We start from the raw sequence: 15,075 nt of genomic DNA, 5'->3' as shown, positions 1-15,075 counted from the left end.
CACCCTCGCTCCCTGATCCCCCAGCACCGTCCCTCGCCTCTCCCCTTCCTGCGCCTCCCCCTATTGCGCGCGGGGTAGCACAACCAGGTCGCACGTGCTCCACCGCGCGCAATAGGGGGAGAGCGGGTATGCAATAGAGGGAGACGCAGGTACACAGGCAGAGGCGGGGACGCAACGCCCCCTCCCCAACAAAGCAAGAAGGCCCGGTTTCCCGGGCCTTCTTGCTTAACCTACGAGCAGCTTATGCCTTCTCGTTGTGATGGAGGTCGTCCTCGCCCACGATGGTGTGCTTCTCGGGGTCGTAGACCAAACCGCCGTGCTCTTTCCAGAAGAACATGAGGAGCGTCGGGGAGATGCCCTCGATGTTCGCCAGGTACACATGGATGAACATGAAGCAGATGAAGACGTACATCATGAAGTAGTGGATGATGCGCATCGACATGAGGCCGCCCACCAGATCGGTGCCGCCCGCGAAGAACGCGAGGTTCATCGTCGGGTTCCACAGGCACAGGCCCGTGTAGAACATCACGATGATGAGGATGGGGATGGCCAGGTAGCTGATCTTCTGCGGCACGCCGAGCTTGGCGCCCAGCGGGTGATCCTTCTTGAAGAACAGGTAGTAGCGAATCCACGCGCCCAGCTGGTGACGGTTGTCAGCCTGCGGCAGCCACGTCTTGAAGTCCGTGACCTGGTAGCGGGTGCCGCCGTCCGGCGCGGACTTCACGAAGAAGGCCATGATCACGCGGACGATGCAGTTGATGAACAGCACGAAGCCCATGAACACATGGACGCCGCGAGCGATGCCCATGAAGCCGCCCCAGAACGGGAAGTGGATGCTGAAGCCCGTGATGATCAGGAGGATCATAGCCACGAGGTTGATCCAGTGCGTGATGACGAAGGGCATCGGATGCGCTTCGCGGTAGTGTGCCAAGTGCGCCATGTTACTTCACCCCCCAGGGGCTCGTGACGGTCTCGAAGCTCTTGCCCGTCGCCGGCTCGGTGATGTGCACCGCGCACGCCGTGCAGGGGTCGAAGCTGTGAACCGTGCGCAGCGCGTTGATCGGCTTCTCGATGTCGCCCACCGGGTTGCCGATGAGCGCCTGCTCCATCGGACCGTGCTCGCCGTTGGCGTTGATCGGCGCGAGGTTCCAGGTCGTCGGGATGATGATCTGGTAGCCCTCGATCTTGCCGTCCTTGACGCTTTCGGAGTGGTAAAGCGCGCCGCGGGGAGCTTCCCAGAAGCCCGTGCCGGCACCGGTGATGGTGGCAGGCTCGCGGAAGTACTCGCTGTCGCCGCTCTTGAGCGCCTCGATGAGCTCGGCAACCCAGTCCTTCATGAGGCCGGCGATGTAGAGCGTCTCGATCTGGCGAACGGCGGTACGGCCGAGCGTCGACTGCGCGACGCCGATCTGGCCGGGAGCGCCGAGAGCCTCGAGAAGGCCGTCGACCTGCTCGACCACGAACGGCACGTTGCGCTTGTACGCTGCCAGGATGCGGGAAAGTCCGCCGGCCTCGTAGGGCTTGCCGTCGTACGCGGGGCACTTGACCCACGTGTAGCGATCTTCGACGTTGTACTCGGTGAAGTCCGGCTTCGTGATGAAGTACGGCGACTCGAAGGTTTCCTCGCCCTCGTACCAGGAGTGACCCATGTACTCGGTGATGAGGTTCTCCTGCACGTCGGACAGGTTGAGCTTGTCGTCGATGACGCCCATGGGCAGGTAGCGGTTCGCCATCTGCTCGGTGTAGCTGCTGTAGTCGCCCTGGCCCTCGAAGACGCCCCAGGCCACGTAGCGGCCGCAGCCCTTGCCCCAGTTGAGCGCGTCGATGTAGTACGGCGCGATAGCCAAGGTGTCGGGGATCATGGTGGATTCGACCCAGGTGTAGATCTCGTCGACGAGGCCCTTGAGCTCATCGAGCTTCTGATCGGTGGGCACGAAAGCGGTGCCGCCGGGGACGAGCGTCATGACGTGCGGCATCTTGCCGCCGATGATGGCGGAGATCTGCGAGGCCTTCGCCTGCATGGTGAGCGCCTCGAGGTAGTGCGCCGTGCAGATGAGGTCGAGCTCGGGCGGCAGCTGGTAAGCCGTGCCCTCTTCGGCGTCGAACCAGTTGCCGGAGAAGATGGACAGCTGGCCGTTGTCGGCGAAGTTCGCAAGACGCTCCTTGAGCGCGACGAAGTCGCTGTTCATGGACGTGCCGGCAGCCTGGGCGAGATCGTAGGCGTCCGCCGGGTCGGCCTTGAGCGCATTGAGCGGGTTCACGTAGTCGAGGGCAGCCAGGTTGTAGAACCACAGGATGTGGCTGTGCAGGAACTGCGCGCCCTCGAGCATGTTGCGGATGATACGCGCGTTGTTCGAGATCTGGATGCCGTAAGCTTTCTCGGCGGCGATGGCCGACGAGTGAGCGTGGGACACCGGGCACACGCCGCAGATGCGCTGCACGATCTGCGCAGCGTCTTCGGGCGTGCGGTTCTCCACGACCATTTCCATGCCGCGGAAGCAGCCGCCGGACACCCATGCGTCGGAGACCTTGCCGTTGGTCACTTCCATCTCAACGCGAAGATGGCCTTCGATGCGGGTGATCGGGTCGATGACTGAACGAGTCATGTGGGCTTACCTCCCTTCTTTTTTGTCGTCGGATTTCAGATCGGCCTCGTCGTACTTGCCGATGGACTTGTCGGGATGCTTCGCGTCCCAACCGCGCACCTTCTCGAAGTCGGCGCCGCCGTCCATACGGCCGGTGAGCTTCATGCCGAAGCCGTGCACCACGAGGGCCGCAGCCAGGATGCCGGTGATGCCGAGCGCGATCGTGCCGGGCTGCACCATCCAGTCGCCGATGCGCAGGTCGCGATGGCGCTTGTAGAACGGGGTGTTGACCTCGACCCAGTTCTGGCCGGGATCGTTCGGGTTCGCCTCGCAGCAACCGATGCAGGGAGCGCCGGACTGCACGCACCAGCTGCGACGGTTGTTCCACAGCACCACGCCGCAGTTCGACTTCGTCTGCGGGCCGCGGCAGCCGAGCGGGTACAGGCAGTAGCCCTTGGCCTCCTCTTCGGACCCGAACTTGTAGACGAACTCGCCGTTCTCGAAGTGACCGCGACGCTCGCAGTTGTCATGGATCGTCTGGTCGAAGATGCCGGCAGGCTTGTTCTCGCTGTTGAGCGCGGGAAGCTGCTCAAGGAAGATGACGTCGGCCAGAACGGCCACGAGCCACTCGGGGTTCGCCGGGCAACCGGGAACGTTCACGACCGGCGTCTCGATGCCAGCCTTCTTCAGGAACGCCTGCACGCCGAGCGCGCCCGAACTGTTCGGATTCGCGCCCATCCAGCCGCCGTTGACCGCGCAGGAACCCAGCGCAACCACGGCATTGGCCTTCTCGGCAGCCTCGATCAGATGCTCCGTACCGGGCTTGTCGGCGACGCGCAGCGCCTGCCCGCCCCAGCCTTCCAGCACAGCGCCCTCGTACACGAGGATGTAGTTGCCGGCCTCGATCGTCTGCTCCTTGGCTTCCTCCATCGACCAGCCGGCAGCCGCCGACAGGGTCTCAGAGTAGTTGAGCGAGATCATGTCCAGCACGATCGAAGCCGCATCCGGCGTCTCAACCTGCGCAAACGACTCGGTACATCCCGTGCACGACGCGCCTTCGATCCAGATAACCGGATACAGCTTTCCCTTCGTTGCGCCGATCACGGACTTCTCGAGGGCCTGCGCCACGCGCGGAGCAGCGAGCTCGGACAATCCGGCCGCGACCGCAACGGCGCCGCAAAGTTTCATGAAGCTGCGGCGGCTGACGCCGCGAGCAGACAGCATATTCTGAAACTCTGAAACTGTGGCCTCTGTTTCCATGTGCACACCTCCTCAGGTGCTCTCGTCTTCCAATGCTTGCTGATTGTGTATTTTCCACGACTCCAGAAATAAAACGCACAGCATGGGCGCGAGCGCAACGTTTGACCCGCAAATGGCGCAAAAATGTTACGGTTCAACATTTGCGTAACATGAGTTATACACTTCGTTGGCTTGTTTACTCAATTTCATGCAAGAGGAGGTCAAATTCGCGCCTCTGTATGCATAGCGTTCAAAGCGTGAGAACTCTCGTTGGTTTCTCGTTCACTGCCGTTCATCTCGTCGTGAGTCGGGTATGATAGCACATGCTCCGATAATCGAGAACCCCCGACAGAAGGATTGGACCATGGCTTCAACCGACCCCGTCATCGCATACCTCGGCCCCGCCGGTACCTATTCCGACGAAGCGGCGCGAGCGTTTGCGAAGCGGCTCGGCATCGACGAACCCCAGCTGCTCGAGTGCTCCTCGTTCGACGAGGTGTTCGATTGCGTGGACCGCGGCAAAACCGAGTTCGGCGTCGTTGCCAAAGAGAACTCGCTCGAAGGCTCGGTCACGGCCACGCTCGACAACTTCGCGTTCAAAAGCACGGCCAACATACTCGGCGAGCACGTGCTGGACATCCACCACTGCCTCGTGATGCACCCTGACGCGAAGCTCGAGGACGTGACCACGGTGGCCTCGCACGCTCAGGGCCTCGCCCAATGCCGCCGCTTCCTCAACGAGCGGTTGCCGGGGCGCGCGAGCATCACCACTTCGTCCACCGCCGAGAGCGCGCGCTTGGCCGCCGGCGACAAGCATGTCGCGAGCATCGCGAACGCGTTCGCCGCCGAGCTGTACGGCGCCGTCGTGCGCGAGCGCGACATCGAGGACCACTTCGGCAACCAGACGTCGTTCGCGCTCATCGGCCGCCAGGGGCATCCCCAGGTGTTCCGCAGCGACCGCAAGAAGACGTCGCTCGCGCTGTTCTTGCAGGTGGACAAGGCCGGCACGCTGCATATGATCCTGTCGGAGTTCGCCTATGCCGGCATCAACCTGTCGATGATCCAGTCGCGCCCCACCAAGCAGGCGCTCGGCGACTACATGTTCTTCATCGAGTTCGAGGGCTCGGCGAACGACCTGGCCACGCAAACCGCCCTCAACTGCCTGCGCCTCAAGCTGCGCGAGGTGAAGGTGCTGGGAAGCTATCCTCTTATATAAGTAAGGGCATCGTGGAAAAACGAGGAGGGCGCCGTGGGGCGCCCTCCTTGCGTTGGCGGCTAGAAGGCGATGAGGCCGAGGTGCTCGAGCAGGATCTTGAGGCCGATGAGGATGAGCACGATGCCGCCCACGATGGTGGCCGGCTTCTCGTACTTCGCCCCGAAGCGATGCCCCACAGCCACGCCCACGATGGACAGCACGAACGTGGTGATGCCGATGAGGCCCACCGACACGGCGATGTCCACGCGCAGAAACGCAAACGTGATGCCCACGGCCAGCGCGTCGATGCTCGTGGCGATGGCCATCATCACAAGTTCGCGCAGGTCGAGCTTGCCGTCGGTTGGGCACGCCAAGTCCTCGGGATCGTCCTCGTGGAAGGCGTCCCACAGCATCTTGGAGCCGATGATGCCCAGCAACACGAAGGCTATCCAGTGATCCACCGGCGTGATGAGCGCCTCGAACTGCGTGCCGAGCGCCCAGCCCGCCAGCGGCATGAGCGCCTGGAAGCCGCCGAAAAACAGCGCGATGACCACCGCCTGGCGCACGTCGAGCCGTTTCATGCACAGGCCCTTGCACACCGACACGGCGAACGCGTCCATCGACAGGCTCACCGCGATCAAGAACAGTTCCACGAATCCCATGGTATTCCTCTCGTCTCAGCGCGGCCCCCCTGGCCGCCCCCGCAGCAGCGTCGCCAAGCTGCGGGCATAAAAATACCGACGCGTACGCGCCGGCTGCACATGAGCGGTGCGACGAGTACGCCACACCGCGAGTCTTGTCGTTTCAGGATGCGCCAGCTTCATCGAAGCAGTATGTTGACGCAGCCACGCCTCTCGGCGTCGACTACTCCCCCACGGGATGCGGGCTATTCTATCACAGGAATGGTCGGGGACGAAGGGTTCTTGGCCAAAAATGGCGGCTGCGGTAAGGCGGACCCCTCCCCGTGCGCGTATCCTCCTTGCCGCAGCCGCCATTTTTGGCCATGTTTGGGGCGGATGCACGGATAAGCGCCTGTTAGTGGCAAAAATGTACGCGATTGCGGGGTTTTGGGGTCGATTTCGGGCGGTTTCAGGCGATTCAGCGCTCAGATGCGGAAAGCGTGCGCGCATAACCCCAGGTCGCGCGATTCCGCTGAGATGCGGGGTGCCGAGCGGGGCCGCAATCGCGTCATTTCTTGCCATTTCGCGGCCCGGGAGCGTCACCCGCGCTCGACGACGGCGGCGAGCAGGCGCGCGGCGGCGGCGTAGAAGGGGGCGCGGGCCTCGGCGCGCACGGCCGCGGCGAAGGCGGGCATCCATCGCCGGGCGTGGGCGTCGAGGAAGGCGGCGTAGGCCGCCTGCGGGGAGCCGCCGGGCAGGGCCGCGCCGCAGGGCGCGCCCGCCGGCGCCGGGGCGCCGGCGGCCAGCGAGGCGAGGTAGGACAGGAGCTCGCACTCGGCGGCGACGTGGTCGAGCGGCTCGTTGGCGCCCTCGGGGCGGCCCAGGCCGCAGGATCGCACGAAGCGCTCGACGTCCATGGAGCGCGGGTTGACGAACAGGAGGGGCCGCGCGCCCTCGGCGAGCGCGCGGGCGACGCCCTCGTAGGGCGAGACCGCGGGCTCGGGAGCCCCCACGAAGAGCCGCGTCGCCTCGACGCGCAGGGAGCGGAGGAGCGCGGGAGGTGCGGGCCTCGCGGGAAGCCCCCCATTCATTGCGTCCGGCGCGGGCCTCGCAAGAGGCGCGGCCCCTCCTCTTGCGTCCGCAGTGCCGCATGCGTCCGCATGGCGCATCGCGGACGCAATGGTGGGGGCCGGGGCCGCGGACGCAGGGGTGGGCGCCGTGGCCGCCGAAGTGGGGGCCGTGGACGCCAGAGCGGGCCCCGGGGCCGGGGCCGCATCCAGCGCGTCCCCCTCCTCCCCTTCGCCGATCCCCAGCGCCTCCGCGATCTCGGCGGCGGCCGCCTCCCACTCGCCGCTCGCTATCGCCTCGGCCAGCACCTCGTCCGGGTAGCGCAGCGACAGCGCCAGCAGCTCCCAGGCAGCGGCGCGAACCTGCCACTCGGCTTCACGACTCATTCCGGTTGCTCCTTCCCCTCTTCGCCACGTTCGCGAACCACTTCCAGTGCACCACCACGTGCACCAGCAGCAGCGCGAGCAGGGCCTTCGCCGCTATCGCGTGCAGCGGGTCCCAGAAGTAGTACCCCTCGGCGTACAGGCCGAACGCCGGCAGCACCGCCCCCGACACGAACAGGCCCGACACCACGACCACCACGAGCGTCACCAGCATGAGCGCGTCCACCACCAGGTTGCCCGTACGCGCCCACGTCGGGCGGCGCAGCGTCGTGCGCAGGGCGTCGACGCACCAGTCGGCATGCACCAGCAGGTGGACGAACAGCACGACGAGCGCGCCGAGGCCCAGCCACTCGTGCAATCCAATCCCCGTGAGCGCGGGGTTCGCCACCACGAGGTACGCCACGAGCGCCACCACGTCGATGGCGAGATTCTTCCCGTCCACGTTCTCACCCCACCTTCCGCACGATGAGCACGAGCCCCGCCACAAGCGCCACCGGCGCGAGCACCCACAGGTTCAAGCTCGCGTCCGAAGGCTGGTAGTAGCGCGTGGTCAGGACGTCCCAGGCGTGGCATTCGACCGACGCGCACGTGGCCTCGGGGCACGCCATCTCGTGCACGCCGTCGGGCTCGGGCACGTTGTCGAAGCCGTGGCACGTTCCCGACGCGCACCCGGCGGCCGGGCATGGCGAGTTCGCCTCGATGGGACGAGGGAGCCCCACCGACACGTCGGAGACGGCTCCGGCAGCGAACACGCAGATGCCCACCAGGACAAACGACAACACCGTTATCACGATTCTTCTTACCATGTCGTACCTCGATACCATCGAAGGCGCCCGGGAGGCCCGGGCGCCTTGCGGCCGATCAGCGTCAGTGAGACGCCTCGGTCGGCTTGAGGGGCAGATACTTGAGGCCCACGAGCAGCATGAGGGCTCCGAGGCCCACCACGCCCAGCACGAGGCCGAACTCGAGCGGCGTCGGGAAGTACACCATGCCTTGGTAGGCGCCCGTCATGCCGGCGGTCCAGTCGGTCACCGTGTACGGCGTCATGACGCCCGCGTAGTCCAGATTCGGCAGCTGGAAGCCGCCGACGAGCAGCTGCACGCGCTTGCAGAAGATGCCCACGATGGCCAGCAGCGACGCCGCCACGATGAGCGGGTTCGTGCGCAACTTCGGCACGAAGCACACCACGGCGCACAGCGCGCAACCAACCACCTCGACCCAGAAGAACGGCGCGAGCGGGCCGGAGGTCAGCATGGCCGCCACCTCGGCCCCCGAACCGCCCGGGAAGGCGGAGGTCAGCAGGTCGCACCCGAAGAAGTAGAGGTCCACCAGCACGAAGGCGCCCAGCATCTTCACCAGCTTCACCACGTTGGCCTGGTCAAGCTCCATATAGCCCGCGCGGCGCAGGGCGATGACCACCACAAGCACGAGCGCCACGCCGCACACGAGCGCGCTCGACACGAACCACGGCGCCAGAAGCGCGGTGTGCCAGAACTCGTGCGCCTGCTGCAGGCCGAAGATCCACGCGGTCACGGAGTGCACGAGCACGGCGCACACGAGCGCGATCACCGACACGACGCGCAGCGCGGTGGCCGACACCTTGCCCGCCTCGGCGCGCAGGGTGGCCCACAGGTACACGACGGACAGGATGAGGTACGTGCCCAGCACGATGATGTCCCACATCAGCGGCGAGCCGAGGTTCGAGTACGCGAACAGCTCCCACAGGCGCATCGGCTGGCCGAGGTCCACCACCACGAACCCGATGGCCAGCACCGTGCAGCAGATCGAGGTCCACACGGCCACCTTCGAGATGCCGCCGAAACCCTGCATCCCGAAGGCGCGCGGCACCGACGAGATGATAAGGCCGCCGGCCGACAGGCCTACGAGGAACATGAACATCGTGATGTAGAGCCCCCACGAGTCGAAGTTGCGCATGTTGGTCTGGACGAGGCCGCCGGAAAGCTGCACGACCCACAGCGCGATGCCCGCGACGGTGGCAACCGCGGCCACCGCGATGCCGATATTGAGCCCCTTGCCCCCGAATCTGGCAGCAGGAGCTTGAGGCGACGTTGTCGCCTGGTTATTCTCAGACATGATTGTCTCCTTATCTCCCTAGACGAGGTAGTAGACGGAAGGATTGGTACCGCGATCCTCAAGCAAGCGCATATGCTCCCGCTCGCGCACAAGACGCGACACCTCGGAATCGGGGTCGTCCAAGTCACCCCAAAAACGAGCGCGGGCAGGACAGACCTCGACGCACGCAGGCTCCTCGCCTTTGGCCAAACGATGCCAGCACATCGTGCACTTCTCCACCACGTGCTTCTGATGGGAGGGGACGTCCGCATCGCCGACGGAGAAATCAATGGTAAACTTCGGCTCTTCCCAGTTGAACGACCGCACGCCCGTATAGGGGCACGCCGACATGCACATGCGGCAACCGATGCACTTGTCGTAGTCCTGGCGCACGATACCCGTCTCTTCATCGCGGTATGTGGCACCTACCGGGCACACTTTCACGCACGCCGGGTTCTCGCAGTGCTGGCAAGCCACGGTAAGGTAGCTCATCTTCACGTCAGGAAAGATGCCAGCGGGGGTGTCCATATCCTCGCCGCCGTCAGTAAGCGCGCGGTTCCACCACGTTCCCTGGGGCAGGTTGTTCTCGATACGACATGCGACGGAGCACGTATGGCATCCGATGCAACGTTGCCCGTCTAAGGCAAATCCATAGTGCGTCATCTCTTAGCCCTCCCACTTCCTGAAATCGACTCGGCTGTCATAGAAAGAAGACGCCGCAGGATATGGATCGATTTTCGGTTGCGTCATCTCTTGATAGCTTCCCTCGATGAACTGGTTCCTCTGCCAACCCTTCGGGATGGAAATGACCCCCGGAGCGATGGACTCGTCGACGAGGCACTTGAGCACCGCATGGCCTCGATCGTTGAATACCTCGACGATGTCGCCGTTCTTCACGCCTCGCGCCTCGGCATCGGCGCTGTTCACCTTCGCGAGCGGTTCGGGATCGAGCTCGCGGAGCAGCGGAGTCTCCCACCATTGGATATGCACGCGGAAACGCGAATGCTCCTGGATGTACACGAGCGGATACTTCTCGGCAAGCGGGTTGTCGGCACCGGCCTCCTCGGGCGGCTGGTAGTAGACGATATGCTCATGCGGCTCGCGTTCCGAAAGATCCTGCCCCCAGTTCAAACGCGGTTTCGGGTTCTCGCAGTACAGCTGAACGCGCTTCGATTCGGTGGGAAGCGGTGCGCTCTTACCCCTGATGTGGGGTTCCCCTTCGGCTGTTGTCGTGAATTGAATGACTTTCTCTTCTTTCAGACGATCGAGCGTAAAGCCGCGTTTCTTGGAAACCTCATCGGTGAACAGAAGGTTCATCCAGTCGTCGGGACCCCAGTCGGCCGGGAACGACTTCTCGTAGCCCATCGCACGACCGATGAGCCCGGCAATCTCCCACTCGGGCTTCGACTCGTAGAGCGGTTCGATGGCCTTCTCGTTAATGGTCATGTACGGGTTATTGTATGCAACACGCACATCTTCTTTTTCATACCACGATGCAACGGGCAAAACGATGTCGGCATACCGGGCAGAGTCGTGCATTTCCGTATCAAGCACTACCCAAAACTCGATATTGGGAAGCACTTTCTCCATCCATTCCTTTTGAGAGGGCTGATTGCTCAAAAGGCTCGAGCAGTAGGAGACCATGGCCTTCGCTGGATAGTCCTTGCCCTCAAGCTTCTGCGTGCCGAAGACTTCAGCCGCCAAGCCATTGGGTATCTGGGAGTTCAATTCCTTGAACTCAGGCGTCCCCGCCCAGATGGCAAGGGTATTGGGCGAGTATGTCGCAGTGAATACGCCGGTGAATCCGGCACCGTCGCGGCAGCACTGACCCGTCAGCGCGAGGAGCATGGCGATGGCCCACGTGTTCTGATAGCCGTTCACATAGTGATCAAGACCATACGTGATGTTGACGGACACAGCTCGCTCTCCCGCGAATTCTTCGGCAAGCTTCACGATACGGTCCTCGGGCACGCCGGTAAGCTCGCTCGCCTTCGAGACGCTGTACTGTTCCAACTGCTTCTTGAGCAGCGAGTACGCAGTATCAACCTCGATGCCGTCGGATGTCGTGAAAGAGCCTTCCATCGCCGGATCCTGAGCTTCGCCAACCAGAGCGATATCTCCCCTTGCGTTGTCCCAAACATAGAAATCGTCGATAGGCTTCTTGGTGGCAGGATCGGTCGGAACTTCCTCGTAGTCGCTCTTGCGCAGATGCCTCAGCGTATCGCGACGCACGAGGAAGCACGCCGTACTCTGCTTCATGAGGAACTCAGTGTTGATAAGATCGTGCTCGATGAGGTGGTTGCACATCGCGAGCGCCATGTAACCGTCGTGGCCCGGTGTCACCGGTATCCACTCGTCGGCCCGATGAGCCGTAGCGGATTTGATGGGGTCGATGTCGATGACGCGGGTGCCTTTCTCGCGAGCCCACTGAATCCAGCGCCAGTTCTGCGGCGCGCATAACACGGGGTTGGTTCCCCAGACAACCACGAGCGATGAGTCCATCACGCTGTTCGGTTCGTTACAGTACGACCAGTCCCCCGTGCCCAGCACGCGATCGATTCCGTGGCCAGCGGCATAGTCGTAGCTAACCGCAAGTTTCGTCGCACCCATTACACCCGAAAGGCGCCCGAACGGGTTGTAGATACCGTTCAAGAATCCGTACTGACCCGAAGCAGAATCGAAGACCACGGCTTTCGGACCGTACTTCTCGCTGATTTCCGTCAGTTTAGAGGCGATCTCCTTGATAGCATCATCCCAGCTGATCTGTTCCCACTGATCGGCCCCGCGTTCCCCCGCGCGCCGCATGGGATACTTCACCCGTGTAGGGCTATAGATGCGTTCGACGTATGCGAGCCCTTTCAAGCAACTGCCACGATATCCCTCGACCGGATAATCCGCCGGCGTGAGCTTCATAAGCTTGCCATCGCGCACATGCGCATGATAACGACATGATCCCATGCAATTGGAACGGCACATGCAGCTGAATAACTCTTCGTCTCCGGAACCCTGCTTGGCAACGGGTTCTGCCGCCAAAGCCTGCAGCGTTGGCGCAGCCGTACCAGACACAGCGGCTACACCCGCTACGGCACCGGTTGTTTTCAGGAAGCTTCTGCGTGTAAGCCCGCCATGCGAGCCGGTTGCTCCTGACATCTCTCCTCCTCCAAAGATCGCGTCAGGATATCCCCTTGCGGATGGTGTCGGGAAACCGGATTCGAGAAACCTGTGCCGCCGAACGGCACTTTCGAAACCTCTCGCCCCAAGCGCAATCTTATCGGATATCCCCCATACCGTACCTGATAAGAATTGGCCAAATCCTTGTGACTGTCACATTATCACAATGACTTGCGACAATCAATTAACAGGATTAGGCTACTTTGAGAATAGATACGGGGAAACAGCGGGCAAGAAAGCCGTTTGATCAGGTACGTTCGTCATAAAGCAAACAAATGTTTCACGTGAAACATTTGTCACCATGCCGTGCGACAATCGCACACGCAGCGTCCCGGGGGCGCTGGGCGCTCCCCTACGCGCGCTCGCTCATGACGCGGCGCTGGCCGAGGCGGGCCTGCACGAGTGCGAGGATGTCGTCGTCGGCCATGCCGGCGTTGGCGCAGGTGCGGATGAGGTCGTCCACGAGCAGCTCGACGGGGCTGTCGGTGGCGAGGGTGGCGCCCACGGCGTGGCGCTCGGCGACGAAGGTTCCGCGGCCCTTGCGCGTGGAGATGTAGCCCTCGCGCTCGAGGTCCATGTAGGCGCGGTTCACGGTGTTGTAGCTGATGTCGAGGTCGACGGCGAGGGCGCGCACGGTGGGAAGGCGATCGCCCGTGCGGTACGCGCCCGAGCCGATGAGGTACGCGATGCGGTTCTTCACCTGGATCCACACGGGCAGGCCGCTGTTGTAGTCGAGTTCGAATGAGGCGAGTGGATTCATGAGGTCTTTCTCTCAGAAGTACGGTTATCGTTCATCATAGCACTATCCGTGAACCCGTCGCTCAGCGCGCTGGGAACGGTGACCACGGTGCCCTTCGATTTCTTCACCGTGTCGTACTGCATGAGCATGGTGCGCAGCTTGAGGGCGGCATCGGGGTCGCCGTAGACGCGCGCGGCCTCGGCCAGCATCTCGGCGAGCTCGGCCTCCACGCCGGCCACGGTCATGCGCGCGTTCTTCTCGCGGTCGGCCTGCGCCTCGAGCGACATGACCTCCTGCAGCTCGTCGGGGATACGTATGTCGCGCACCTTCACCGAGATGATGTCCACGCCCCAGCTGGCCGCTTCCTTCTCGATGTCCACCTTGATCTCGGCGTCGAGCTGGTCGCGCCGCAGCGCCACCTCGGCCACGGTGGAGCGGCCCACGGCCTCGCGCAGGGCCGTCTGCGCGAGAAACGACACTGCGGCGTAGTAGTCCTCCACCTCGGTGCACGCCTTCTCCGCATCCCACACCACCCAGAACAGCACGGCGTCCACCGTGACGGGCACGAGGTCGGCCGTGAGCGTCTTCTCGGCGTAGAAGGGCGTGGCGATGGTGCGCTGGTCCACGCGGATGGTGCCGTGCTCGATGATGGGGATGGTGAAGTACAGGCCCGGCCCCACGACGCGGTTCAGGTTGCCGAACCGCAGCACGACCACCTTCTCCCAGCTCAGCGCGATGTGGGTGGACGAAAGCATGAGCAGCGCGGCCAGCAGCATGACCACGATGGCCTCGATGCCCACCTTGCCCGTCAGCACGTAGGCGAGGCCCAGCACCACCGCGCACGTGGCGATGAACACCGCGATGTTGAAGATGACCGCGCCGTTGCGCGAGGATTTGCGCGGCACGTACGACGTGGCCGCCCTGATCTCGGCGTCCTTGTCGCGCACGTCGTAGGGCGCGTCCTTCGCGAACCGCTCGCTTGCCCGTCGTTTCGTCATCCTGACCTCTCCTTATCCCAGCTGCTCGAGCATGGTCAGCCCGTACAGCCCTTCCGGCATCTGCGTCACGTCGTACGCCCCCGCGCCCACGATGCAGAAGCGCAGCGCGAACCCTCCCACCAACAGCAGCGCCGCGATCCACAGCAGCTGCGTGCGGCTGTTGCCGTGCGTGAGGAAGCGCTCGAGCGCGAGCGGCACCGCCAACCCGCCCACCACGAGCACGCCCCAGAACACCGCGCCCATATCGCCGAACACGAGCGCCTGAGCCGCGCGCGCCGTGCCGTCGCCCGCAAGGGCCAGCAGCACATACGCGGCCAGGCAGCCGGCCTCCGCAAGCACGATGCCGCCGTCCGCGCGCGCGAGCCACACGAGCGGGCGCATGTGCGGATGCCGCGTTTCGACGAACGCCGCGGCCAGAAACGCGCACGCGATGCCGCACGAGGCCGACGAGAGCACGAACACGAGCGGCAGCAGGGGCGACTGCCAGAACAGCACGGCGGCCAGGCTCTGCAGCAGCACCCCGGTGTACGCGGCGGTCACCGCGGCCGACGCGAACCCCGCCACGGCCAGCCCCACCACCACGGCGCGTCCCGCACGCACGTTGTCAAACAGCGCGAGCACCGCGAACGCAACCGCGCACCCCAGCGCCACGACGAGCGCGAACGCCCCGATGGCGATGGCCGAGGGCACGGGCGACGTGACGAGGAGCAGCAGGCGGTCGGGGCGCCCGAGGTCGGCGAGCAGGCAGAGGATGCCCACGGCAAGCGCGACGACGCACACGGGCCAGCAGCGCGCGAAGAACTCCTCCGGCAGCTCGAGCGCCCGCCCGCGCAGCGCGCGTGCGCATTCGAGCACGCACAACACCGCAAGCGCGCCCGCCCCCGTGCCGCCGAGAAATAGATAGCAGGTTGTGAGCATGTTGAACATGCAGCACCCGTCCCCTTTGTCGCAATGCAGCAATTCATTGGTATTGTACCATCGCGGCCACGCCCCCCGCCACCCAT

14 protein-coding genes are annotated in these 15,075 nt (G+C 64.0%); 1 reads left to right on the top strand and 13 read right to left on the bottom strand.

Annotated elements, in window-relative coordinates; translation table 11 throughout:
- Positions 1 to 241 precede the first annotated feature (241 nt).
- The 3 genes from C1876_RS04725 to C1876_RS04715 are packed head-to-tail and all read right to left on the bottom strand — an operon-like array spanning position 242 to position 3,845.
- On the bottom strand, positions 242 to 940 hold the full coding sequence (locus C1876_RS04725) for a cytochrome b/b6 domain-containing protein (protein WP_114545574.1): 699 nt from the start codon (positions 938 to 940) through the stop codon (positions 242 to 244).
- A gap of 1 nt (position 941) precedes the next feature.
- Positions 942 to 2,606: a nickel-dependent hydrogenase large subunit gene (locus C1876_RS04720; RefSeq protein ID WP_114545573.1), complete on the bottom strand. Its 1,665-nt coding sequence runs from the start codon at positions 2,604 to 2,606 to the stop codon at positions 942 to 944.
- Positions 2,607 to 2,612: 6 nt separating this feature from the next.
- Positions 2,613 to 3,845, bottom strand: coding sequence for a hydrogenase small subunit (locus tag C1876_RS04715; protein ID WP_114545572.1), 1,233 nt, complete (start codon positions 3,843 to 3,845; stop codon positions 2,613 to 2,615).
- Between the two features lie 343 nt (positions 3,846 to 4,188).
- On the opposite strand from C1876_RS04715, the gene pheA reads away from it, so the two are divergent.
- On the top strand, positions 4,189 to 5,040 hold the full coding sequence (pheA, locus tag C1876_RS04710; protein ID WP_114545571.1) for a prephenate dehydratase: 852 nt from the start codon (positions 4,189 to 4,191) through the stop codon (positions 5,038 to 5,040).
- 59 nt (positions 5,041 to 5,099) lie between these two features.
- On the opposite strand, the gene C1876_RS04705 is transcribed toward pheA, so the two are convergent.
- The 10 genes from C1876_RS04705 to nrfD (C1876_RS04655) all read right to left on the bottom strand — a co-directional run bounded on the left by C1876_RS04705 (position 5,100) and on the right by nrfD (C1876_RS04655) (position 14,998).
- A complete protein-coding gene (locus C1876_RS04705; RefSeq protein WP_114545570.1) occupies positions 5,100 to 5,681 on the bottom strand; it encodes a manganese efflux pump MntP in 582 nt (193 codons plus the stop codon).
- Between the two features lie 557 nt (positions 5,682 to 6,238).
- Positions 6,239 to 6,730, bottom strand: coding sequence for a molecular chaperone TorD family protein (locus C1876_RS04700; RefSeq protein ID WP_280523734.1), 492 nt, complete (start codon positions 6,728 to 6,730; stop codon positions 6,239 to 6,241).
- Between the two features lie 352 nt (positions 6,731 to 7,082).
- Positions 7,083 to 7,532: a DUF4405 domain-containing protein gene (locus C1876_RS04690; RefSeq protein ID WP_114545567.1), complete on the bottom strand. Its 450-nt coding sequence runs from the start codon at positions 7,530 to 7,532 to the stop codon at positions 7,083 to 7,085.
- A gap of 4 nt (positions 7,533 to 7,536) precedes the next feature.
- Entirely contained in the window at positions 7,537 to 7,896 is a 360-nt protein-coding gene (locus tag C1876_RS04685) for a hypothetical protein (RefSeq protein WP_114545566.1), read from the bottom strand.
- Between the two features lie 61 nt (positions 7,897 to 7,957).
- Entirely contained in the window at positions 7,958 to 9,184 is a 1,227-nt protein-coding gene (gene nrfD / locus C1876_RS04680) for an NrfD/PsrC family molybdoenzyme membrane anchor subunit (RefSeq protein WP_114545565.1), read from the bottom strand.
- Positions 9,185 to 9,202: 18 nt separating this feature from the next.
- A complete protein-coding gene (locus C1876_RS04675; RefSeq protein ID WP_114545564.1) occupies positions 9,203 to 9,826 on the bottom strand; it encodes a 4Fe-4S dicluster domain-containing protein in 624 nt (207 codons plus the stop codon).
- 3 nt (positions 9,827 to 9,829) lie between these two features.
- Positions 9,830 to 12,313, bottom strand: a complete 2,484-nt coding sequence (locus C1876_RS04670; RefSeq protein ID WP_114545563.1) for a molybdopterin-dependent oxidoreductase — start codon at positions 12,311 to 12,313, stop codon at positions 9,830 to 9,832.
- A 373-nt stretch (positions 12,314 to 12,686) separates the two neighbouring features.
- The gene (locus C1876_RS04665) at positions 12,687 to 13,094 is read right to left on the bottom strand and encodes a GntR family transcriptional regulator (protein ID WP_114545562.1); all 408 of its coding nucleotides are present in this window, start codon (positions 13,092 to 13,094) and stop codon (positions 12,687 to 12,689) included.
- Positions 13,091 to 14,071 (bottom strand): slipin family protein, encoded by a 981-nt coding sequence (locus tag C1876_RS04660; protein WP_114545561.1) that lies wholly within the window; start codon positions 14,069 to 14,071, stop codon positions 13,091 to 13,093. Before C1876_RS04660 ends, C1876_RS04665 begins: the two co-directional genes overlap by 4 nt.
- Positions 14,072 to 14,083: 12 nt before the next feature.
- Positions 14,084 to 14,998 (bottom strand): NrfD/PsrC family molybdoenzyme membrane anchor subunit, encoded by a 915-nt coding sequence (gene nrfD, locus C1876_RS04655; protein WP_114545560.1) that lies wholly within the window; start codon positions 14,996 to 14,998, stop codon positions 14,084 to 14,086.
- Between the last annotated feature and the right edge of the window lie 77 nt (positions 14,999 to 15,075).

Source organism: Eggerthella sinensis, from assembly GCF_003339815.1.
GTDB lineage: Bacteria > Actinomycetota > Coriobacteriia > Coriobacteriales > Eggerthellaceae > Eggerthella > Eggerthella sinensis.
This window is presented reverse-complemented; position numbering and strand designations above follow the sequence as displayed.